Source organism: Thermoanaerobacter sp. RKWS2 (assembly GCF_026240795.1).
Classification (GTDB): Bacteria; Bacillota; Thermoanaerobacteria; order Thermoanaerobacterales; family Thermoanaerobacteraceae; genus Thermoanaerobacter; species Thermoanaerobacter ethanolicus.
Map to the genome: position 1 here is coordinate 1,127,181 of NZ_CP110888.1, position 20,805 is coordinate 1,147,985.

General features: G+C 34.3%; 19 protein-coding genes, 4 pseudogenes and 1 riboswitch. Of the genes and pseudogenes, 19 read left to right on the forward strand and 4 right to left on the reverse strand.

Going from position 1 to position 20,805, the window contains the following annotated elements; all coding sequences use genetic code 11:
• The first annotated feature begins 92 nt into the window (after nt 1-92).
• On the forward strand, nt 93-1,271 hold the full coding sequence (locus OEI98_RS05700) for an FprA family A-type flavoprotein (RefSeq protein WP_266040164.1): 1,179 nt from the start codon (nt 93-95) through the stop codon (nt 1,269-1,271).
• A gap of 17 nt (nt 1,272-1,288) precedes the next feature.
• Here OEI98_RS05700 and arsC read toward each other — a convergent pair whose 3' ends face one another.
• The gene (gene arsC / locus OEI98_RS05705; RefSeq protein WP_003868630.1) at nt 1,289-1,726 is read right to left on the reverse strand and encodes an arsenate reductase (thioredoxin); all 438 of its coding nucleotides are present in this window, start codon (nt 1,724-1,726) and stop codon (nt 1,289-1,291) included.
• A 123-nt stretch (nt 1,727-1,849) separates the two neighbouring features.
• Between arsC and OEI98_RS05710 the strand changes: the two genes are divergently transcribed.
• The 17 genes and pseudogenes from OEI98_RS05710 (at nt 1,850) to OEI98_RS05790 (ending at nt 17,840) form a co-directional block, all read left to right on the forward strand.
• Complete coding sequence (locus OEI98_RS05710) at nt 1,850-2,158, forward strand: hypothetical protein (protein WP_003869468.1); 309 nt, start codon at nt 1,850-1,852, stop codon at nt 2,156-2,158.
• 216 nt (nt 2,159-2,374) lie between these two features.
• Nucleotides 2,375-3,271: a phosphogluconate dehydrogenase (NAD(+)-dependent, decarboxylating) gene (gene gnd, locus OEI98_RS05715; protein ID WP_004404005.1), complete on the forward strand. Its 897-nt coding sequence runs from the start codon at nt 2,375-2,377 to the stop codon at nt 3,269-3,271.
• 13 nt (nt 3,272-3,284) lie between these two features.
• Nucleotides 3,285-4,742, forward strand: coding sequence for a glucose-6-phosphate dehydrogenase (gene zwf, locus OEI98_RS05720; protein ID WP_004404007.1), 1,458 nt, complete (start codon nt 3,285-3,287; stop codon nt 4,740-4,742).
• 18 nt (nt 4,743-4,760) lie between these two features.
• A complete protein-coding gene (locus OEI98_RS05725) occupies nt 4,761-5,378 on the forward strand; it encodes a cyclase family protein (RefSeq protein ID WP_019907603.1) in 618 nt (205 codons plus the stop codon).
• A gap of 6 nt (nt 5,379-5,384) precedes the next feature.
• Complete coding sequence (locus OEI98_RS05730) at nt 5,385-5,624, forward strand: hypothetical protein (protein ID WP_214495941.1); 240 nt, start codon at nt 5,385-5,387, stop codon at nt 5,622-5,624.
• Between the two features lie 90 nt (nt 5,625-5,714).
• Nucleotides 5,715-6,383 carry an L-serine ammonia-lyase, iron-sulfur-dependent subunit beta gene (gene sdaAB / locus OEI98_RS05735; RefSeq protein WP_004404013.1) on the forward strand — a complete coding sequence of 223 codons (669 nt, stop codon included), beginning with the start codon at nt 5,715-5,717 and terminating at the stop codon, nt 6,381-6,383.
• Nucleotides 6,384-6,395: 12 nt separating this feature from the next.
• Nucleotides 6,396-7,288, forward strand: a pseudogene (gene sdaAA / locus OEI98_RS05740) (L-serine ammonia-lyase, iron-sulfur-dependent, subunit alpha).
• Nucleotide 7,289: 1 nt separating this feature from the next.
• Nucleotides 7,290-9,079, forward strand: a pseudogene (pepF, locus tag OEI98_RS05745) (oligoendopeptidase F).
• A gap of 288 nt (nt 9,080-9,367) precedes the next feature.
• Nucleotides 9,368-10,437: pseudogene (aroB, locus tag OEI98_RS05750) on the forward strand (3-dehydroquinate synthase).
• A gap of 114 nt (nt 10,438-10,551) precedes the next feature.
• Entirely contained in the window at nt 10,552-11,376 is an 825-nt protein-coding gene (pheA, locus tag OEI98_RS05755; protein ID WP_266040176.1) for a prephenate dehydratase, read from the forward strand.
• A 24-nt stretch (nt 11,377-11,400) separates the two neighbouring features.
• A complete protein-coding gene (aroF, locus tag OEI98_RS05760) occupies nt 11,401-12,417 on the forward strand; it encodes a 3-deoxy-7-phosphoheptulonate synthase (RefSeq protein WP_003869459.1) in 1,017 nt (338 codons plus the stop codon).
• Nucleotides 12,414-13,255, forward strand: a pseudogene (locus tag OEI98_RS05765) (prephenate dehydrogenase). Before aroF ends, OEI98_RS05765 begins: the two are co-directional and overlap by 4 nt.
• A gap of 9 nt (nt 13,256-13,264) precedes the next feature.
• Nucleotides 13,265-14,536, forward strand: a complete 1,272-nt coding sequence (gene aroA / locus OEI98_RS05770) for a 3-phosphoshikimate 1-carboxyvinyltransferase (protein WP_004404037.1) — start codon at nt 13,265-13,267, stop codon at nt 14,534-14,536.
• Nucleotides 14,537-14,551: 15 nt separating this feature from the next.
• Nucleotides 14,552-15,244, forward strand: coding sequence for a response regulator transcription factor (locus OEI98_RS05775; protein WP_006570512.1), 693 nt, complete (start codon nt 14,552-14,554; stop codon nt 15,242-15,244).
• Nucleotides 15,234-16,607: a sensor histidine kinase gene (locus OEI98_RS05780; protein ID WP_006570511.1), complete on the forward strand. Its 1,374-nt coding sequence runs from the start codon at nt 15,234-15,236 to the stop codon at nt 16,605-16,607. The genes OEI98_RS05775 and OEI98_RS05780 overlap by 11 nt, the downstream gene beginning before the upstream one ends.
• 86 nt (nt 16,608-16,693) lie before the next feature.
• Nucleotides 16,694-16,852, forward strand: coding sequence for a hypothetical protein (locus tag OEI98_RS05785; RefSeq protein WP_019907605.1), 159 nt, complete (start codon nt 16,694-16,696; stop codon nt 16,850-16,852).
• A 58-nt stretch (nt 16,853-16,910) separates the two neighbouring features.
• Nucleotides 16,911-17,037, forward strand: a riboswitch (cyclic di-AMP (ydaO/yuaA leader).
• Nucleotides 17,037-17,840 carry a cell wall hydrolase gene (locus tag OEI98_RS05790; RefSeq protein WP_004404048.1) on the forward strand — a complete coding sequence of 268 codons (804 nt, stop codon included), beginning with the start codon at nt 17,037-17,039 and terminating at the stop codon, nt 17,838-17,840. It overlaps the preceding riboswitch by 1 nt.
• Nucleotides 17,841-17,893: 53 nt before the next feature.
• Here OEI98_RS05790 and OEI98_RS05795 read toward each other — a convergent pair whose 3' ends face one another.
• From OEI98_RS05795 to OEI98_RS05805, 3 genes are all read right to left on the reverse strand, one after another.
• Nucleotides 17,894-18,454 (reverse strand): TMEM165/GDT1 family protein, encoded by a 561-nt coding sequence (locus OEI98_RS05795; protein ID WP_266040180.1) that lies wholly within the window; start codon nt 18,452-18,454, stop codon nt 17,894-17,896.
• 239 nt (nt 18,455-18,693) lie between these two features.
• On the reverse strand, nt 18,694-18,978 hold the full coding sequence (locus OEI98_RS05800) for an SHOCT domain-containing protein (protein ID WP_003869451.1): 285 nt from the start codon (nt 18,976-18,978) through the stop codon (nt 18,694-18,696).
• Nucleotides 18,979-19,009: 31 nt separating this feature from the next.
• Nucleotides 19,010-19,198, reverse strand: a complete 189-nt coding sequence (locus OEI98_RS05805) for an SHOCT domain-containing protein (protein ID WP_003868304.1) — start codon at nt 19,196-19,198, stop codon at nt 19,010-19,012.
• Between the two features lie 194 nt (nt 19,199-19,392).
• Here OEI98_RS05805 and OEI98_RS05810 point away from each other — a divergent pair, with 194 nt between their 5' ends.
• Entirely contained in the window at nt 19,393-20,670 is a 1,278-nt protein-coding gene (locus tag OEI98_RS05810; protein WP_266037972.1) for a transposase, read from the forward strand.
• Nucleotides 20,671-20,805 lie beyond the last annotated feature (135 nt).

Below are 20,805 nucleotides of genomic sequence, written 5' to 3' on the forward strand. Positions count from 1 at the left end.
ATATAATAAAAATTTGCAAGAAAAACTATTTTTTTATAAAAGATTATTTGCTATAATATAGTTGAGAAATTAACAAATAGGAGGGGACATCGATGAAAGCAATGACTATAAAACCAGGAGTAAGTAAAATTGGCGCAGTACATTGGGAGAGAAAATTATTCGACTCTTTAATACCCCTGCCAGATGGTACGAGTTATAATGCTTATCTGGTAGAAGGAAAGGATAAAATAGCCCTTTTAGATACTGTAGATCCGATGACTTCGGATGTTTTGATAGAACAGTTAAAGGATGTAGAAAAAATTGATTATATAATAGCACATCATGCAGAGCAAGACCATTCGGGATGTATTCCTTTAGTCCTTGAGAAATATAAAGAGGCTAAAGTGATATGTACTCCTAAAGCAAAAACTTTTTTAATGGATTTACTTTTAATACCTGAAGACAAATTTATTACTGTAGAAGACGGTGAAACTTTAGATTTAGGAGGAAAGACGTTAAAATTCATACATGCCCCGTGGGTACATTGGCCAGAAACAATGTTTACTTACCTTGTAGAAGATAAAATCCTTTTTACGTGTGACTTTTTAGGTTCCCACCTTGCAACTTCTGAACTTTATGCAACAGATGAGTGCAAAGTGTATGAGGCAGCAAAAAGATACTATGCAGAAATAATGATGCCTTTTAGAAACTTTATAGAAAAGGACTTAGAAAAAATAAAAGATTTAGATATAGATATAATTGCTCCCAGTCATGGTCCTGTGTACAATAACCCTAAATTTATCTTAGATGCTTACAATGAATGGGTTTATGCAAAACCTAAAAATATAGTCGTAATACCTTATGCTACCATGCACGGCAGTGTGAAAAAAATGGTGGAATACCTACAGACTGCTCTTGTGGCAAAGGGCGTCATTGTAAAGCCTTTTGATTTGTCTGTTACAGATATAGGTGAATTGGCTATGGCATTAGTGGATGCTGCTACAATAGTTATAGGTACTCCAACAGTACTTACAGGTGCTCATCCAATGGTGGTTTATGCTACTTATTTGGCCAATGCTTTAAAGCCGAAGACAAAGTTTGTTTCAATTATAGGCTCTTATAATTGGGGTAGCAGGGCACAAGATCAGCTTTCTCAAATGATTACCAATTTAAAAGTAGAGGTTATTTCACCAGTTTTCATAAAAGGATTTCCAAAAGAAGAAGACTTTAAGGCTCTTGATAAGTTAGCTGAAGAAATAGTGAAAAAACATGAAGAGGCTGGAATTTTATAATTTAAAAGCACTCGTGATTAGTGCGAGTGCTTTTTTATGTCTTCTATCAAATTTTTTACATTTTCTTTTATTATATCTCTTATTTCACGAAATTTATTTAAAACTTCTTCTTCTGTGCCTGTTGCTCTTGCAGGGTCTTCTAAGTCCCAATGGAGGCTTTTTATTGAAGGAGGCAAAGCAGGACATTTATCTCTTGCATCACCACATAAAGTTATCACATAATCTGCTTTAAAAAGGATATTTTCATCCAATAAATCGGAAGTTTGATTGCTTATGTCAATTCCTATTTCCTTCATAACTTGTACAGCTTTTGGGTTTAAACCGTGAGCTTCTACACCACCACTATATACTTCAAAATCATCTTTTCCATAATATTTGCCAAAACCTTCTGCCATTTGACTTCTACAGGAATTGCCAGTACATATAAAATACAAAATTTTTTTATTTTTTGACACGTAACATCCCCCTTTTTGTTTATTCACAAATTATTATAAATGATTGTAGATTATAAAACAATCCGCTTTTTGTTAAGAATATGTTAAATTCTTTTGAGTAAAATAAAGTAGAGGTGATGTTTAATGTTGAATTATCCATACGGGCAAAATTCCATAGCGCCTGGTATAATTGTTACACCAGACAATGGAAATGCAAATTTAAAAGTACCTACAGATACATTTAGTATATATGTAAATGGGAAATATGTGGGAGAAAAAATCCTTATTGCACAAGGAGATTTAGGGGAAAACTCTGTAAAAGAGTACCTTATGAATCAAGGTTTTACGGATTTTAGTTATACAATTGATGGAAAAAATATTTATATAGACACCTATGAAGAAAATGCTAAAAATATGATAAATTATTTAAAAGTGTATTTAAGAATAAGGTAAAAGGGACTAAAATAGGTCCCTTTTTAAAATTTGTTATATTGCAGATAAAAACAAGGGAAAATAATAGTGTAAAGGTATTAAGCAGGGTTTTTCCTTGCTTTTTAAATGAAAGCATGTGATTTTCGTCATTTAAATTTTTAAAATGTGTGATATAATTATATAACACCCTAAGTAAAAAATATTATACAACAATAATTATTATTAAGGAGGATTTATATGAAGGTAGGTTTAATTGGATTAGGACGAATGGGATTTAATCTTGCTTTAAATATGAGAGACCATGGGCATGAGGTAGTGGCATATAACAGGTCACCTGAGAAAATAAAGGAGGCTGAAAAGGAAGGAATAAAAGGAGCTTATACAATTGAAGATTTAGTAAAAAAACTTGAAAGGAGAAGAATAATATGGCTTATGGTACCTGCAGGAGACCCTGTTGACGAAATGATAGAAAAATTAGTTCCCTTGCTTGAAGAACATGACATCATAATAGACGGCGGCAATTCCTACTATAAAGATACTTTAAGAAGGTATGAGATGCTTAAAGAAAAAGAAATTGATTTTGTAGATGTAGGCACAAGTGGAGGAATTGAAGGAGCAAGACATGGGGCTTGCACCATGATAGGAGCAGAAGATGAGGTCTTTAAATATATTGAACCTCTAATTAGGGATATAAGTGCGGAAAACGGTTATTTACATACAGGCAAAAACGGCTCAGGACATTTTGCAAAAATGGTTCACAACGGCATAGAATACGGAATGATGCAAGCTATAGGAGAAGGGTTTGAGGTTTTAGAGAAAAGTCAGTTTGATTTTGATTTAAAAGAAGTGGCCAGAGTTTGGAGTCATGGGTCAGTGATTCGTGGATGGCTTATGGAGCTTATGGAAAAAGCTTTTGAAAAAGACCCTAAATTGTCTGGGATAAAAGGAGTAATGCACTCTTCTGGAGAAGGACTCTGGACGGTAGAAGAAGCTTTAAACCTCAAAGTGCCAGTGCCTGTAATTGCACAGTCTTTATTTATGAGATATCGTTCAGAGCAAGAAGATACATTTGCAGGAAAGGTTGTAGCTGCTTTGAGAAATGAGTTTGGAGGACATGCGGTGGAAAAGAATTAATAGAGGTGGTTTTATGGTTAAAAATAATATATCTAATATAATGGTTATATTTGGCGGGACAGGGGATTTGACTCACAGAAAACTTATGCCTGCTTTGTACAATTTGAAATACCAAAAAATTCTTCCTGAAAATTTTGCTGTTGTATCCATAGGAAGAAGAGACAAAACAGAGGAACAATATAGGAAGGAAGTATTAGAGTCCGTTAAAAATTATTCGAGATTTGACATTGATGAAAAAGTTTGGCAAGATTTAAGTGAAAGGATATATTATAAGAGATTTGACTTTGTATATGATAATGGCTATATGGAATTAAGTTCTTTTTTAAAAGAACTTGATGAAAAATACAATACAAAGGGCAATAGGGTATACTATCTTGCAGTAGCTCCAGAATATTTCGGTATAATTGTTGAAAAACTCTATAGGCATGGTATGGTAAATAATGAGACTTCCTGGCAAAGGGTGGTCATAGAAAAACCTTTTGGAGAAGATTTGGAATCGGCACGGAAATTAAATAAAATAATAACTGATGTTTTCACGGAAAGGAATACCTACAGGATAGACCATTATCTGGGAAAAGAGATGCTTCAGAACATAATGATAATTAGATTTGCTAATGTATTTTTTGAACCTGTGTGGAACAGAAGGTATATTGATAATGTTCAGATTTCTTCAAATGAAATAGTCGGAATAGAAAATCGCGGTGGGTATTATGAAAAAGCCGGGGCGTTACGAGATATGGTACAAAATCACATGCTTCAACTTCTAACTTTAACGGCAATGGAACCGCCTGTAAACCTCGATACAGAATCTATAAGAGACGAGAAGGTAAAAGTTCTGAAGTCTTTGGAGATATTTACTCCAGAGGCTGTTGAGAAAAATGTTGTGAGAGGGCAGTATGCAGGATATAGACAAGAAGACAAAGTTTCCCCTACTTCTAATACAGAGACATTTGTAGCTTTGAAAGTGCATGTGGAAAATTTTCGCTGGGCAGGAGTACCTTTCTACATTCGCACAGGCAAAAGAATGCCGGAAAAGTCTACACAAATTGTAATACAGTTCAAACCGTTGCCAGGAATCTTGTATTTTAAAGAATATAAAAATTTATTGCCAAATTTATTAGTTATAAAAATTCAACCTGAGGAAGGTGTAAAGCTTCAATTTAATGCAAAAGTTCCTGGGGCAGGAGATATCACCATACAACCTGTAGATATGGATTTTTGTCAAAATTGCCAGATTTCAAATAATTCTCCAGAAGCTTATGAAAGACTTCTTTACGATGTCATGAGAGGAGATTCTACTTTATTTACGCGATGGGATGAGGTAGAATATTCTTGGAAGTTTGTAGATGCTATTGCTGAAGCATGGAAAGACAAAACGCCTGACTTTCCTAATTATCAGCCAGGGACCTGGGGACCTAAAGAAGCAAATGAGCTGTTACTAAGGGACAATAGAATGTGGTGGAATGTATAAAAGAAGGGGGTAAATTAAATGAAAATATACGATATTTCAATGGAAATTCACGAAAATATGACTGTTTACAAAAATAAAAAAGAAAAAAGGCCTAAACATACTATTACTGTTGATAGTGGCGATGTGAGAGAGTCCTGTATTAGCATGGACATGCATACAGGAGCGCATATTGATGCTCCTCTACACATGATTAGGGGAGGAGATACAGTAGAAAATATAGACCTCAATAAGGTTATAACTAAATGTAAAGTATTTGACTTTACAAATATATCTGATAAAATAACATCGGAAGACCTTGCAAGTAAAGACATTCAAAAAGGAGATTTTATAATATTTAAAACAAGAAATTCTTTTAGAGAGGATTTCGATTTTGAATTTGTCTATTTAGATAAAAGCGGTGCCCAGTTTTTAAAAGAAAAAGGTGTAATTGGTGTAGGTATTGATGCATTAGGAATTGAGAGAAATCAGCCGGAGCATGAAACTCACAAGATTCTTTTAGGAGCAGGTATAGTTATTCTTGAGGGACTACGGTTAAAAGATGTAGAAGAAGGAGAATATTTCTTATATGCTGCGCCTTTAAAAATTAGAGGTGCCGAAGCCTCCCCTACAAGAGCTGTTTTGATAAAGGAAGAGTAAAAAATCATGAAGTTAAAATGGTCTAAGGGCAAAAATTTTGTTTTTGGAAAAATCTCATATGATGAAGAAAATACAGATGAATATATAGAACTTTTATTTGAAAAATTCGGCAAAGAATTTTTTGAAGAAGTATATTTAGAGTATCAAAAAGGTACGACTATTGACGTAGCTTTTAAAGAGGTGCTAATCAAGCATAATAAGCTAAAACCCTTAAATATAAAAAAATTGCAAATAAAAAAGCAATAAGTCAGATTTACTGGCTTATTGTTCTATTGCATTTTTATAGGGCTAAAGGTACAATATAGTTAAGAAAACTTTTACGTAAGGGGATTTTGTATGAGAGAATACAGTGTATTTGATATTATGGGGCCTGTGATGATTGGACCCAGCAGTTCTCATACAGCAGGGGCCGCAAGGCTTGCGAAAATTGCTCGAGAAATTGTGGAAGAGGATATATCAGAAGTGGAATTTGTATTGTATGAATCTTTTGCCCGTACATATAGGGGACATGGTACGGATAAGGCTCTTGTGGCAGGGATATTAGGTTTTGACCCAGATGATGAGAAACTGCCTCATTCTTTTGAAATAGCAAGACAGCAAGGGATAAAGTTTAAATTTACTGAAAGTGACGAAGAATCACCACATCCCAATACTGTAAAAATGATAATAACAGGTAAAAGTGGACAGAAAAACAGCATTTTAGGATGTTCTATTGGTGGAGGAAATGTGCTTTTAAAAGAGATAAATGGCATAGAGGTAGAGTTTACTGGTGAATATGAAACGTTGATTACAAATCACATAGATAGACCAGGGATAGTGGCAAATGTCACTAAAATTTTTGCAGATTACAAAATAAATATAGCTTTTATGAGAGTGTACAGGCATTCAAAAGGTGACAAAGCTATTATGGTCATAGAATCAGACCAAAAAATACCTGATGTTGCAAAAGAAACCATAAAAAACATTGATGGAATTTTAAATGCCATAATAATAAATCCTATGTAATGGAGGTATAAAATGTATCAATTTAATCATGGTTATGAACTATTAGAACTTACAAAAAAATTTAACTTACCAATATCGCAAATTGTGGTGCTAGCGGAGCAAGAAAAGACAGGAGAAGACCTTGATACAATTTTTCAAAAGATGAGAAATAACCTCAAAGTAATGAAAGAAGCTATTAATAAAGGTTTAAATGAAGATTTAAAATCAGTAAGTGGTTTATCAGGTGGAGATGCAAAAAAACTATATGAAAGAATAATCATTGGCAATACTCTTTCTTGTGAAACAATGGCAAAAGCTGCTGCTTCTGCTCTTGCAGTGACAGAAGTAAATGCTTCTATGGGTAAAATTGTTGCTGCTCCTACTGCAGGTTCCAGTGGAGTTATTCCGGGAGCTCTTATTACGGTGGCGAGAAAATTTGGCAAAAGTGATGATGATATGACAAGAGCTCTTTTCACTGCTACCGGCATAGGTATTATAATAGCTAAAAATGCTACTTTATCTGGAGCTGAGGGGGATGTCAAGCAGAAGTAGGTTCTGCTTCAGCGATGGCTGCAGCAGCTTTAGTAGAACTTATGGGGGGAACACCAGAACAGTGTTTGACGGCAGCTTCTTTTGCTATAATGAATTTGCTAGGGCTTGTATGCGACCCAGTTGCAGGGTTGGTAGAAATCCCTTGTGAAAAGAGAAATGCCCTTGGGGCGCTTAATGCTATGATATGCGCTGATTTTGCAATAGCAGGAATGGACAGTGTCATACCCTTTGACGAAGTGGTAGAAGCTATGTATAAAGTAGGGAAAGCTATACCTTACGCTTTAAGGGAAACTGCAGAAGGGGGACTTGCAAAGACTCCTACAGGGATAAGGCTTAAGAAAGAGATATTTGAAAAAGTTGAACGGGGGGATTAAAGTGGAGGTTTTAAAAGATAGAAGCGAAATTGAAGATAAGTATAAATGGCGACTTGAGGATATATATGAAAATGAGAATTTGTGGGAAGAAGACTATAACAAGACAAAAGAGCTTTTAAAAGAAATTGTAAAGTTTAAAGGCAAAATTAACACTTCAAGAAATTTATTAGAGGTACTAAAACTTAATGACCAAATTGGGATGACAGCCAGCAAAATTTTTGCCTATGCCCGTATGAGAAGAGACGAAGATAATACTAATCCCAAATATCAAGCTTTGACTGACAAGGCCATGAGACTCAATATTGAAGTTATGAGTGCTACTTCTTTTATAGCTCCAGAGATTTTATCCATTGATACACAAAAATTAATGGAAATGATAGAAGAATTAGAAGAATTAAAGATTTATAAGCAATATCTTGAAGATTTAATCAGGTTTAAACCTCATGTACTTTCATCGGAAGAAGAAAAAATATTAGCAGAAGCAGAAACATTGGCAGAATCTGTTTCAAATGTATATACTATGTTGAATAATGCTGACATGAGATTCTCCACTATTAAAGATGAAGAAGGCAAAGAAGTAGAATTAACTCATGGCAATTTTGTACGCTTCATGCAGAGTAAAGACAGAAACGTCAGAAAAGCCGCATTTAACGCCATGTATGACACATACAAAAAATTTATAAATACTTTTGCTTCTACAATGGCAGGAAATGTAAAGAAAGATATTTTCTACGCGAAGACACGGAAATATAATTCTTCATTGGAAGCCTCACTATTTGAAGATAATGTAAGTGTAGAAGTTTACAACAATCTTATAGAGACAGTACATAGTAGACTTGATGTATTACATAGATATGTGAGGCTTAAAAAGAAACTTTTAGGTTTAGACGAACTTCACATGTATGACTTGTATGTGCCCTTGATACAGGAATATGATAAGAAATTTACATATGAAGAAGCAATTAACCTCGTGCTAGAAGGACTACAACCGTTAGGAGATGAATACATAAATTTACTAAGGAAAGGATTTAATTCTCGTTGGGTAGATGTTTATGAAAATCGAGGAAAAACTTCCGGAGCTTATTCATGGGGAACTTATGGCACTCACCCTTATGTACTTTTAAACTATCATGGCAAATTAAATGATGTATTTACAATTGCCCATGAAATGGGACATTCTTTGCATACCTATTACTCAAATGCGACACAGCCCTATGTGTATGCAGGTTATAAGATTTTTGTGGCAGAAGTAGCTTCTACCTGCAATGAAGCTATACTTATGAATTATCTTTTGAAAAATTCTAAAGATGAAAAAGAAAAACTTTATCTTTTGAACCACTTCTTTGAGGAATTTAGAGGAACAGTCTATAGGCAAGTTATGTTTGCTGAGTTTGAAAAACTCATACACGAAATGGCAGAAAGAGGAGAACCTCTTACAGCGGAAGTGTTAAACAAAAAATATTATGAATTAAATAAGCTCTACTATGGAGATGACATAGTAGTAGATGAAGGAATAAGCTATGAGTGGGCGAGAATCCCACATTTTTATAGAAATTTCTATGTCTATAAATATGCTACTGGATTTTCTGCGGCAATAGCTATTTCTCAGATGATATTAAATGAGGGGGAAAAGCTGTAGAAAGGTATAAGGAGTTTTTAAAGAGCGGAAGTTCTGATTATCCCTTAAACCTTTTAAAGAAGGCAGGAGTAGATTTAACTACTCCAAAACCAGTAAACGAAGCTTTGGATGTTTTTGAAAAATTGCTTGAAGAGTTTGAAAAAATGCTATAATGAATCAAGAGGGCAGTAAAAGAGACTGTCCTTTTTTGTTTTTTAATAATCAGTAGAACCAGAATTTGAAGACATGTACCTCTATTATTTTGATAAAGAGCCAGAAGAAGTTTAAAAACTGCTTACTTTTATGTATTTAATGTTGTATAATAATAAAGTAAACAATTTTTCCAAACAAAAGTTCAAACACTGGGGACGGTTCCTTCCGTCCGATTTCAACTTAAAATTCAGATAAAAGGAACCGTCCCCTTTGTCTGTCTGAAAATAAAAAAGTGTGAGGTGTGAACTTTGGATTTTATAACAGTTGATTTAAAAGAAAGGTCTTATCCTATTTATTTTGCCTATGATTCTTTTGATAAATTAGGAGAAATAGTAAAGAAACATGTAAGAAGTAGTAAAACATTTATAATAACTGATTCTAATGTTTATCCTTTGTATTTTGAAAAACTCAATGAAAGTCTTAAAAAAAGTCGTTTTGATGTGTCATATGAAGTTATTCCTGCAGGGGAAACAAGTAAAACAATGGAAATGGCACAAAGGCTTCTTGAAAAAGCTTATGACTATGGACTTTTAAGAGACAGTTCAGTTATAGCTCTTGGAGGAGGCGTTGTAGGAGACATAGCGGGATTTGTCGCAGCAACTTACATGAGGGGAATAGACTTTGTGCAAATTCCTACGACTTTGTTGGCGCAGGTTGATAGCAGTGTAGGGGGCAAAGTAGCAGTCAATCTAAAAAAGGCAAAAACATAATAGGAGCTTTTCATCAACCTAAAATGGTATATATAGACACCGCCGTTTTAAACACGTTAGATAAAAGAGAAATACTTGGTGGATTAGCTGAAATAATCAAATATGGTATTATATGGGATTTTAGTTTATTTGAGTATATTGAAAGCAACATTTATGAAATTTTAGATTTAGAAGAAGATAAATTAAGGCATATAATCAAAAAATCTTGCGAAATAAAAGGGAAAATCGTATCTCTTGATGAAAAAGAAGAAAACCTGCGTTCAATATTAAATTTTGGCCATACAATAGGACATGCCATTGAAGCTTTAACAGGTTATGAGAGGTATATTCACGGTGAAGCTGTTGCTATAGGTATGGTATACGCTTGTAAACTTGCATTAAATTTAGGGTATATTGATGAAAAATATTTTGAAAGAATTTTTTCTTTAATACAAAGGACAGGATTACCTACAGATTATGAGGATTTGCACAAAGAAGACATCGTAGAGGCTATAAAACTTGATAAAAAGAGTAGAGAAGCCAAAATAAATTTTGTTCTTCTTCGTGGTTTAGGAAAAGCTGAAGTTACGACTGTTAAAGAGGAAGAAATCTTAAAAGTTTTAAAATAAGCGGGTAACCGCTTTTTTCTTTATCTTTTTTAGACTTTATGAAAAATTTACTTGACTCTACTTATGCAAAGTATTAAAATATCACTAATATTATAATTTGCAAGGGGGTGTTGGATGAAAATTGGCTATTTGGGTCCTAAAGGAACATTTTCTGAAGAAGCTGTTATAAAATACACACAAGGTGTTGAAAACTGTGAAGTTGTAGAGTTTAACACCATTCCGGAAGTCATAAATTGTATAAGCAATAGCTTATGCGAAGAGGCAGTAATTCCTATTGAAAACTCTATCGAAGGTTCTGTAAATATTGCCGTAGATATGCTGATAAACGACGCAAATGGGATAATGATAAAAGGAGAAATGATAATACCTATTTCCCATTGCTTGATTTCGGATGCTCCAGTTGAATTTAAAGATGTACATTGTATACTTTCTCATCAGCAGGCAATTGCTCAGTGCAGGGAATATATATCTAAAAAATTTCCCAATGCGGAAATAAAAGCTACAGACAGTACTGCCCAAGCAGTCTTAGGTGTCAAATCTAAACCTGGAGTAGTGGCGATAGGTCCTGAAAGAGCAGCTGTTATTTACGGTATGAGAATAATTGATAGGGACATACAAGATGTAAAAGAAAATTATACAAGGTTTTTGGTCCTTTCTCAAAGGGACGGGGTTGTCACAGGGAAAGACAAGACATCAATAGTCTTTTCTGTCCCAAATGTTCCAGGCAGTTTATATAACGCTTTAGGGGTTTTGGCCAACAAAAAAATCAATATGACAAAAATAGAATCTCGACCTTCAAGGAAAAAACTTGGGGAATATGTTTTTTGGGTGGACATTGAGGGGCATAGAGAAGATGAAATAGTAAAGAGTGCCTTAGAGGAGTTAAAAGGTAGAACGGATTTTTTAAAAGTATTAGGTTCATATCCTAAATTTAAGTAGAACGGTAGAATGGAGGAATTGAAAATGGTAATTGTTATGAATATTGATGCCACTGATAAGCAAATCTCTGATATTACAAATCTTTTAACATCTCTTGGTTTAGGTTACCACATTTCAAAAGGTGAAGAAAAAATAGTCATAGGTGTTATAGGTGATAAGAAAAAATTAGAAGGTAAGGCTGTAGAAATGATGGAGGGAGTAGAAAAAGTCATTCCTATTGTGGAGCCTTACAAACTTGCTAGTAAGATATTTAAACCAGAGCCAACTGTGGTAAAAGTAGAAGACATCGAAATTGGTGGAAGCAACATAGTTATAATGGCGGGCCCTTGTGCGGTAGAAAGCAGAGAACAACTCTTTGAAAGTGCTATGGCTGTTAAAAAAGCGGGAGCTCAATTTTTAAGAGGAGGAGCATTTAAACCGCGAACATCACCTTACTCCTTCCAAGGCCTTGAAGAAGAAGGCTTAAAGATGCTAAAAGAAGCTAAAGAACTTACTGGACTTAAGATTGTTACAGAAGTTATGGATGTCCATTCAGTTGAACTAGTGGCGGAATACGCTGATGTTATACAAATAGGTACAAGAAATATGCAAAATTTTCCATTACTTAAAGCAGTTGGTAGAATCAACAAGCCTGTTTTATTAAAGAGAGGACTTGCGGCAACATTAGAAGAGTGGTTAAGTGCTGCGGAGTATATCCTAAGCGAGGGTAATAAAGACGTCATCCTTTGTGAAAGAGGGATAAGGACGTTTGAAACTTATACGCGAAATACTTTGGATTTAAGTGCAGTCCCAGCCATAAAAAAGTTGAGCCATTTGCCTATAGTTGTTGATCCCAGTCACGGGACTGGGAAATGGCACCTTGTAGCTCCTATGGCTAAAGCCGCTATAGCAGCAGGAGCCGATGGCCTCATTATTGAGGTACATCCAGACCCTAAAAATGCATTATCCGATGGGGCTCAATCCCTTACTCCTGAAAATTTTGAGACTTTGTGTGAGGACATAAAGGTTATCGCTAAAGCAGTAGGGCGTGATTTTGTATGATAAAAAATGCGGTTATTGTAGGATTGGGTCTTATAGGGGGATCAATGGCAAAAGCATTAAAAAAATACACAGATATAGACATTATTGGTGTTGATATAAATAGAGACAGTTTACAAAAATCATTAGAAGAAGGAGTAATTTCTTACGGCATGACAGACCTTGATTTTCAAGTAGATGCTGATGTAGTTTTTATATGCACGCCTGTTGGAAAAGTTGCTGAAAAGGCTAAAAATATACTTCCTTATTTAAAAAAAGGTTGTATTGTAACTGACGTTGGAAGTACAAAAAAAATTATAATGGAAGAAGTGCAAAAATTTTTACCCGATGAAATTTTTTCATCGGGGGCCATCCTATGGCTGGCACAGAGAAGGCAGGTTATGATAACGCTGATGCAGATTTATTTGTCAACTCTAATTATTTGTTGACACCTTTTGATAATGTAAAGGAAGATGTTTTAGATTTATTTATAAATGAAGTAATAATAAAAATAGGTGCAAAACCGGTAATAATGGATTATAATAAACACGATGCCATTGTCGGAATAATAAGTCATGTACCTCATATTCTTTCTGCTACCCTTACGAATTTTGCTCATGATAAATGCAGTGAAGCATTTAAATACGCAGCTGGTGGGTTTAAAGATACTACGCGAATTGCCTTGTCTCAGACTGAAATATGGAAAGACATAATTTGTACAAACAAAGAAGTTATTTTGGAGTTACTAAAAAATTACAGGGAAGTCCTAAGTGACTTTATTTGTTATTTAGAAAATGACGATATTGACACCATACAAAAGTTTCTTGAAGATGCAAGAAAATATCGAAACACTATAACTTGAGGTGTTGTTATGGATATTGAAGTTAAAAAGAAAAGATTTTTAAAAGGTATTATCTCAGTCCCTGGAGACAAGTCAATATCCCATAGAGCTGTAATGATTGGGTCAATTGCAGAAGGGATTACAGAAATTGAAAATTTTCTTTTAGGAGAAGATTGTATATCTACTATTAATTGTATGAAGAATTTAGGAGTTGACATTGAATTAAAAGGGACAAATGTTAAAGTTCATGGAAAAGGGCTTTATTTAAATAAAAGCGAAAAAATCCTTGATGTAGGAAATTCGGGTACTACCATTCGGCTTTTGATGGGTATTCTCGCTGGTCAAAAGTTTGAGACAACGCTTACAGGTGATGATTCTATAAAGAGACGCCCTATGGGAAGAGTGATAACTCCTCTTAGTATGATGGGAGCGAAAATAGAAGCAAGAGAAGGAAATTTTGCACCTCTTACGGTTTTTGGAAACAAACTTAAAGGCATATATTACAAAATGCCAATTGCCAGTGCACAGGTTAAGTCCAGCATAATGTTGGCAAGCCTTTACGCTGATGATAAAACGACTATTGAAGAGCCTTACCCTTCAAGAAATCACACGGAACTCATGTTTAGTTCTTTTGGTGCTAAAGTGGATGTAAATGGCACAAAAATAACTTGTTACCCTGGCTACAAATTACAAGGGCAGAGAGTTATTGTACCAGGGGATATATCGTCAGCAGCATATTTTATTGTTGCTGCAACTCTCGTTCCAAATTCGGAGGTTACTATAAAAAATGTAAATGTAAATCTTACAAGGACTGGTATTATCGATGTGATAAAAGAGATGGGAGGAGACATTGTCTTAACAAATGAAAGAACTATAAACAATGAAAAAGTAGCGGATATAACAGTTAAGACTTCAAGGCTAAAAGGAATTGAAATTGGAGGAAGTCTTATTCCAAGGCTTATTGATGAAATTCCAGTAATAGCAGTTGCAGCAGCCTTCGCAGAAGGGAAAACAGTGATAAAAGATGCCGAGGAGTTAAAAGTAAAAGAAAGCAATAGAATAAATACAATCACTTCAGAATTAAAGAAAATGGGAGCAAAAATTTTTGAAACAGAAGATGGGATGATTATAGAAGGGACGGGTTTTTTAAGAGGAAATACAGTGGAAAGTTACAACGACCACAGGATTGCCATGTCTTTATGGGTTGCTGGACTTATAGCAGAAGGAGAAACTAAGATAAAAAATGCTGAATGTGTAAATATTTCATATCCAGATTTTTATAAAACCTTTGATATGCTATAATATCATTGGTGATGAATGATGAAAGAAAAGATACTTATCATAGAGGATGAAAAGCACATAGCCCGTTTTTTACAATTGGAGTTTGAACATGAAGGATATACTGTCACTGTGACTTACGATGGACCTTCTGGCTTAAAGGAGGCATTAGAAGGAGATTATGACCTTGTGCTTTTGGACATAATGCTTCCGGGAATTGATGGATTTGAAGTTTTAAAAAAAATAAGAGAACATTCTGACATACCTGTTATAATGCTTACTGCCAAGTACGAAGTAAAAGACAAAGTGGAAGGACTTGACATTGGAGCTGATGACTATGTGACAAAACCCTTTTCTATAGAAGAGCTTTTTGCAAGAGTGAGGGCTGCTTTGAGAAAGAAAAAGCCGCATCTTAAAAAAGATGTGTTAAGATATAGCGACATCACTATGGATTTGACAACTCATGAAGTAAGAAGAGCGGGTATAAAAATTGAACTTACAAAAAAAGAATTTGACCTTTTAGAGTTTTTAATTAAAAATGCGAATATTGCTTTGACAAGGGAAAAAATCCTTGAGTGTGTGTGGGGTTATGATTATTATGGAGATACTAACATAGTGGATGTATATATAAGGTATTTAAGGAGCAAGATTGACGACCCCTTTGACCGGAAGTTAATCCACACCATAAGAGGAGTGGGGTACACTTTGAAGGAGGATAAGGATGAAGATTAAACTGTGGCCCCGCCGCATAACTTTAAGGATAGCTCTTCTTTATTCTGTAGTTTTTTCAGTAATATTGGTTGCGCTTAATGCTTCTGTGCTTTACGGCTTAAAATATTATTTAATATACCAAGCAATGGACCAAGTAACAAGCCAGGCAGAGGCTATAAAAAGTAAACTGGGGGAAATAAAAGGGGACGTCAATTTATCTGAAAAAGATTTGATTTTTTCAAGCATACCAAATGAAAATATTTATACAAAAATATTTGATGAAAAAGGGAATGTCATCTATTCTTCTAAAAGATTAGAAAGAATTAATATTCCTCATGATGTAAACATAGATATTCCTGTTAAAATTGACAAATATGATAAGGATTTGACTTACCTCAATACCATTTTTAAAAGCGATGATAAAGTGTTCTATATTCAAGTGATAAAAGACATGGAAAATGAATATTTGTTTTTGAAGCTACTTTTTATTTTGATGTTTTTTGCGGATGCGGCAGGAATTTTTGTGTCCTTTATTGCAGGATATTTCGTTACAAAGAGGGCTTTAAGACCTGTGGATTATATGACAAAAGAAGTAAGAGAGATAGATGCCCATGGGTTAAATAAAAGACTTAAAATATATGGAGAAGACGATGAACTTACAAGATTGGCAAAAACCTTTAATGACATGCTGGATAGGTTGGAAGATTCTTTTAAAAGGCAGAACATGTTTGTCTCTGATGCTTCTCACGAACTTAGAACCCCAATTTCTGTAATAAAAGGGTATATTGACATGTTGGATAGATGGGGAAAAGAGGACAAAGCCGTATTGCAAGAGGCTATAGAGGCGATTAAAAGAGAAACGTTAGACATGGAGCATCTCATTGAAAGACTCCTTTTGTTGGCAAAAGGAGATAATAAGTCAATAAAGTTAAATAAGGAACAATTTAATTTAAAGGATGTAATAAAAGAAGTTGCAGAGGAAATAAAAATGTTAAATGAAAGCAAAAATATAGTTGTAAAAGGGCAAAATGACATAAATATAACGGCTGACAAAAAACTCATTAAAGAGCTTATAAGGATATTTTTAGACAATGCAGCAAAATACACTTCTTCAGATGGCAATATAGAAATTGATGTGGGGAAAGATAATTCAAAAGCCTATATAAAAATTAAAGATGATGGCATAGGTATACCACAAGAAGATATTCCACATATTTTTGATAGGTTTTACAGAGTAGACAAAGCGAGAGCCAAGGAGACAGGTGGGGCAGGATTGGGATTAGCTATTGCTAAGTGGATTATTGAGGAACACAAAGGAAGTGTCACTGTAAAAAGTGAAGTAGGGAAAGGTAGTGAATTTACCATAACATTGCCTTTAAGGTGATGTTATTTTTTTATCGAACTTTGCTCTTGAAATTCTATATATTGTGTGGTATTATAATAATACAACAATATATAGAGGTGATTAAAATGAAAAACCAAGTGGCAGAGGATAAAAAACAGCTAAAAGAAAATAAAGCTGATCAAAATAATGTAAATGTGTTTACATGTCCGGATTGCGGTGCTAAATTGGTTCATGAGGGAGGTTGTGTTTTCTGTCCTTTCTGTGGTTACAGTGAGTGCCAGTAAGTACCTATCTTTCCACCAGTTTAATATGGACACAAGTTAAATATCCGGCTATAATTTAGTTAAAAATATGCCGAATCCCCGATAAGGGGTACGGGGGAACTAAATTGGGGTGAATCCACTTTTGTGGTAGGGTGTCCCTAACCCGAACCCGTCAACTAACCTCGGAGGCAAAAGGGGGAACAACATGTTTAATATTCGCATCAAGGTCAAACCTCTCATCGCATCAGTTATAGCCGGATTGTTTATTTCCCAATCAGTATTTGCCGCAACTTACACAGTTAAACCCGGCGATACCTTATGGGGTATAAGTCAAAAATACGGGACTACCTATACTAAGCTGATGTCTTTAAACGGCCTTCAAAATACAATAATATATCCAGGGCAAGTTTTACAAGTGCCGGGCAGTGATAACACATATGTTGTCCAAAAAGGTGACAGCTTGTACTTAATTGCTTTAAAATACGGTATTACTGTTGATATGCTCAAATCTGCAAACGGATACAAAAGCGACATAATATATCCTGGACAAGTCTTTATTATACCCCGTGATACTTCTTCTAATAGGACATATCAGGATGTCAGCAGAGGTTCTATTGAAAGGGGTGTAATACCCTACACAAAAGAGGAATTTGACCTCCTTGCGCGACTTGTTACCGCGGAAGCAGATGGAGAACCATACCAGGCTAAAGTAGCAGTTGCGGCCGTAGTAATAAACAGAGTTAAAAGTGGTATTTTCCCTAATACTATAAAAGACGTGATATATCAAGTCGATGCATACGGAAATTACCAATTTACTCCTGTGTTAAATGGGTGGATAAATAGACCTGCCTCAGCTGACGCTATAAGTGCAGCAAGAGATGCGTTAAGTGGTGTTGACCCAACAAACGGAGCCTTGTATTATTTTGACCAAAGTTCTACTAATGCGTGGTTGTGGTCACTTCCTATAGCGGCAAGAATAGGCAATATGGTTTTCTGTTACGGCAGGTAAAACTTCCGATGAGAGGGTCAAAAACGGGTACAATTTAAGTACCCGTTTTTGACTTAGAAAAACAATTTATACAAAGTAGAAAGACCAAAGGCGATGAATATGAAAGAAGATAGATATTTTAAATATTTTGAAGGGATTCTTTTATTAAAATAAATGCCTACAATTATCCCTAATACATCTGCTAAAAATATTCCAAGAGTAGTGCCTATTAATATGTACAGAGGACTGTTGTATGATGCAGTCAAAGCTATAGCAGCCAATTGCGTTTTGTCTCCAAATTCTGATAGTACATATGTACTTATAATAGTTGCAACAGGACCGTATTTTGAATTTTTTATTTTTTCCTGTTTTGTTTCTTCCTCTATTAAAGTTGAAATTCCAAAAAACAAAAATAATAAAGCAGCTGAAAATTTTATATAAAAAATGGGAATGTATTCGGTGATATACGAACCAAATATCACAGCAATACCATTGTTTATTAAGGCTGCGATAAATATACTTATAAGAACAGTCCTTACTTTAAAAAGAGTAACAAAGGCCATTGACATGAGCTGTGACTTATCTCCCATCTCAGAAGTAAAGATAAGGACAAATGATGTGACAAGTGCCTCCATTTTATTGCCTCCCCAACTATTATATTTGCTCTATAAATAAATTAGGACCTTCACATAATATGTAAAACATATTATGTAAAGGTCTCGTTCTTTAAAGTAAAGCCAGGGTTTCCCGATATGTTGACTTTACCACATATAAGCTATGCGAACTACTCCCCTTTACTCAATATATTGTAAAAAATTTATCATAAAATGTCAATAGGAGCAATGTAAACAACAATAATGTCAAATTATTTAGCTTATTTTTTTAACATTTTTACTATTTCTGTATATTCGTCTGAAGTAATTTCACCTCGAACGTATCTTAACTTGGCAATTTCTAATGCTTCATTATTAGGATCTGTATCGTGTTTTTTAAAAAAGTTAACATTTCTAATCTGTTTTACTAGCAAGTAAATTACTACACCTATTAAAATTAAGAACAATATATTGGTAAGTCCACCGCCGAACCAAGTTCCATAACCACAAGGATAATATCCTCCAAACCAACGACCTAAACCACCCATCATATATCCTCCAAACATTATTTTCTCCTCCTCTCTAAATATTTAAATTTTACAAAATACTTTTTAATTTGTTATACTCTTCTTCTGTAATTTCACCTTTAGCCAAGCGTATATCGAGTATTCTTTTTGCTTCGTTTGTTTGGTAATTTTTGGTTTCATGTAAATTATTAATCATTCTTTGCAGGTCACCTGTTTTGTACAAATAAAAGCCAATTGCCAAGATTAATATAAGACCCATACTTTTCAACTCCTTTCTATTTATCGAAATAGACTTGTGCAAAATTCAGAAGCCTTCATTTAAGCCATTCTACAGACATACTTTTTTCCTATCACTCTTGAATTTTTTATCTTTTATGTAGGATTTCCCCTCCCATTTGTCGAATTATTATATATACCGCATAAAAATATTTTTTAAGGAGGGGGAAATCCTACATGTACCAGCTTCAATTACTTTTAAATATACCTGAACTCTTTACTTCTCTGTCTAAAATTGATTTCTATTCTTCTATGTTTAAAAATCTAGACTTGTCTTCAATACCTGAATTCCCTTCCTCTAGTCCTGGCCGTAAGGGTTATTCTCATCATGCAATGTTTAGAGCTTTTATTGTTATGAAAGCTGAAAGATTCGGTACAATTTCTGACCTTTTAGATTATCTCCGCAATAATCTTATCATTGCTCATCTTTGTGGCTTTAACATCCTTAAACCTCTTCCTTCTTATTGGACTTTCCGCCGTTTTATTAATGAGTTCTCTCATGATTATTTGACCTCTATCTTTCAAAATCAAGTCAATATCCTCAAAAATATGGGCATTATCTCTGGTGAGTTTATTTCCATGGACTCTACCCCTATTAAAGCTAACACTAAGTTAAATAACCCTAAGTCTTTTTCTAAAAATAAATTCTCTAAAGATAATCAGCCTAAGTCTGATAAGGATTGTAAATTAGGCGTTTATTCTGCTTCTAATGATTCTTCTAATAAACGTTATAAGTTTTATTGGGGCTATAAAAATCATATTATTGTTGATGCTATCTCTGGATTGCCTATCGCTGAAACTACTACTCCCGCTGATGTCCCCGATTTTGAAGTTGCTTTGTCTTTACTTGAAAAGACTAATAAGTGGTTTAACCTTAAGTATGTTAATTTTATTGCCGATAAGGGGTATGATGTTAAGAGAGTTTATAATTTTGTTAGAGATACTCTCCATGGTCATTGTTTTATTCCTCTTAACAAGCGTAATTCTAAAAATCCCCCACTGACTGATGATGGTTATATCGTTTGTGAAGCAGGTATTAAAATGCTCAAAGACGGCAAGCAGTATTTTGATGGTTTTATTAAGCAAAAATTTGTTTGCAAGTTCTGTAATTCTAAAGATGACTCTGCCTGCCCTATAAAGCATCCTAAATATTTTAATGGCAAAAAGCATAGAGGCTGTACTAAGTATGCTATTATATCTTCTGATTATAGGTCTTCTATTAATAGAGACTCCCTATATTTTAAGGCTGTCTATAGACTAAGAGTAGAATCAGAAAGATATAATTCTCGATTTAAAGCTCTGGATTTTGAAAAGGCTTATGTTAGAAATATTAATTCTGTCAGCAACCTTAATACTTTTGGCCATATTACTTTGCTTACTGTCGCTATTGTAGCTATTAAACTGGGTAAATTTGATGAGTTTAAGTCCCTTATTGGTCTGATGCAATCGGCTTAACTTTTACTGAATTTAGTTCATGCCATTTTTTAACATTTGACTTCTACAGGATATTTATGCCCTTTTTTAGCTCCTCTTTTTGTCTTTTCTTTTCCCTTACCACTTTCTTTATGTTTTATTGTCAGTTTTGATTAC

Excerpts from the sequence above, each read along its gene's own strand:
- OEI98_RS05800 (WP_003869451.1), bottom strand. The coding sequence starts at position 18,978 with ATGTTTGGAGGATATATGATGGGTGGTTTAGGTCGTTGGTTTGGAGGA.
- gnd (WP_004404005.1), top strand. The coding sequence starts at position 2,375 with ATGAAGGTAGGTTTAATTGGATTAGGACGAATGGGATTTAATCTTGCT.
- aroA (WP_004404037.1), top strand. The coding sequence starts at position 13,265 with ATGGATATTGAAGTTAAAAAGAAAAGATTTTTAAAAGGTATTATCTCA.
- pheA (WP_266040176.1), top strand. The coding sequence starts at position 10,552 with ATGAAAATTGGCTATTTGGGTCCTAAAGGAACATTTTCTGAAGAAGCT.
- OEI98_RS05710 (WP_003869468.1), top strand. The coding sequence starts at position 1,850 with ATGTTGAATTATCCATACGGGCAAAATTCCATAGCGCCTGGTATAATT.
- OEI98_RS05810 (WP_266037972.1), top strand. The coding sequence starts at position 19,393 with ATGTACCAGCTTCAATTACTTTTAAATATACCTGAACTCTTTACTTCT.
- aroF (WP_003869459.1), top strand. The coding sequence starts at position 11,401 with ATGGTAATTGTTATGAATATTGATGCCACTGATAAGCAAATCTCTGAT.
- OEI98_RS05725 (WP_019907603.1), top strand. The coding sequence starts at position 4,761 with ATGAAAATATACGATATTTCAATGGAAATTCACGAAAATATGACTGTT.
- sdaAB (WP_004404013.1), top strand. The coding sequence starts at position 5,715 with ATGAGAGAATACAGTGTATTTGATATTATGGGGCCTGTGATGATTGGA.
- OEI98_RS05700 (WP_266040164.1), top strand. The coding sequence starts at position 93 with ATGAAAGCAATGACTATAAAACCAGGAGTAAGTAAAATTGGCGCAGTA.
- OEI98_RS05780 (WP_006570511.1), top strand. The coding sequence starts at position 15,234 with ATGAAGATTAAACTGTGGCCCCGCCGCATAACTTTAAGGATAGCTCTT.
- OEI98_RS05730 (WP_214495941.1), top strand. The coding sequence starts at position 5,385 with ATGAAGTTAAAATGGTCTAAGGGCAAAAATTTTGTTTTTGGAAAAATC.
- OEI98_RS05790 (WP_004404048.1), top strand. The coding sequence starts at position 17,037 with ATGTTTAATATTCGCATCAAGGTCAAACCTCTCATCGCATCAGTTATA.
- zwf (WP_004404007.1), top strand. The coding sequence starts at position 3,285 with ATGGTTAAAAATAATATATCTAATATAATGGTTATATTTGGCGGGACA.
- OEI98_RS05795 (WP_266040180.1), bottom strand. The coding sequence starts at position 18,454 with ATGGAGGCACTTGTCACATCATTTGTCCTTATCTTTACTTCTGAGATG.
- OEI98_RS05775 (WP_006570512.1), top strand. The coding sequence starts at position 14,552 with ATGATGAAAGAAAAGATACTTATCATAGAGGATGAAAAGCACATAGCC.
- OEI98_RS05785 (WP_019907605.1), top strand. The coding sequence starts at position 16,694 with ATGAAAAACCAAGTGGCAGAGGATAAAAAACAGCTAAAAGAAAATAAA.
- OEI98_RS05805 (WP_003868304.1), bottom strand. The coding sequence starts at position 19,198 with ATGGGTCTTATATTAATCTTGGCAATTGGCTTTTATTTGTACAAAACA.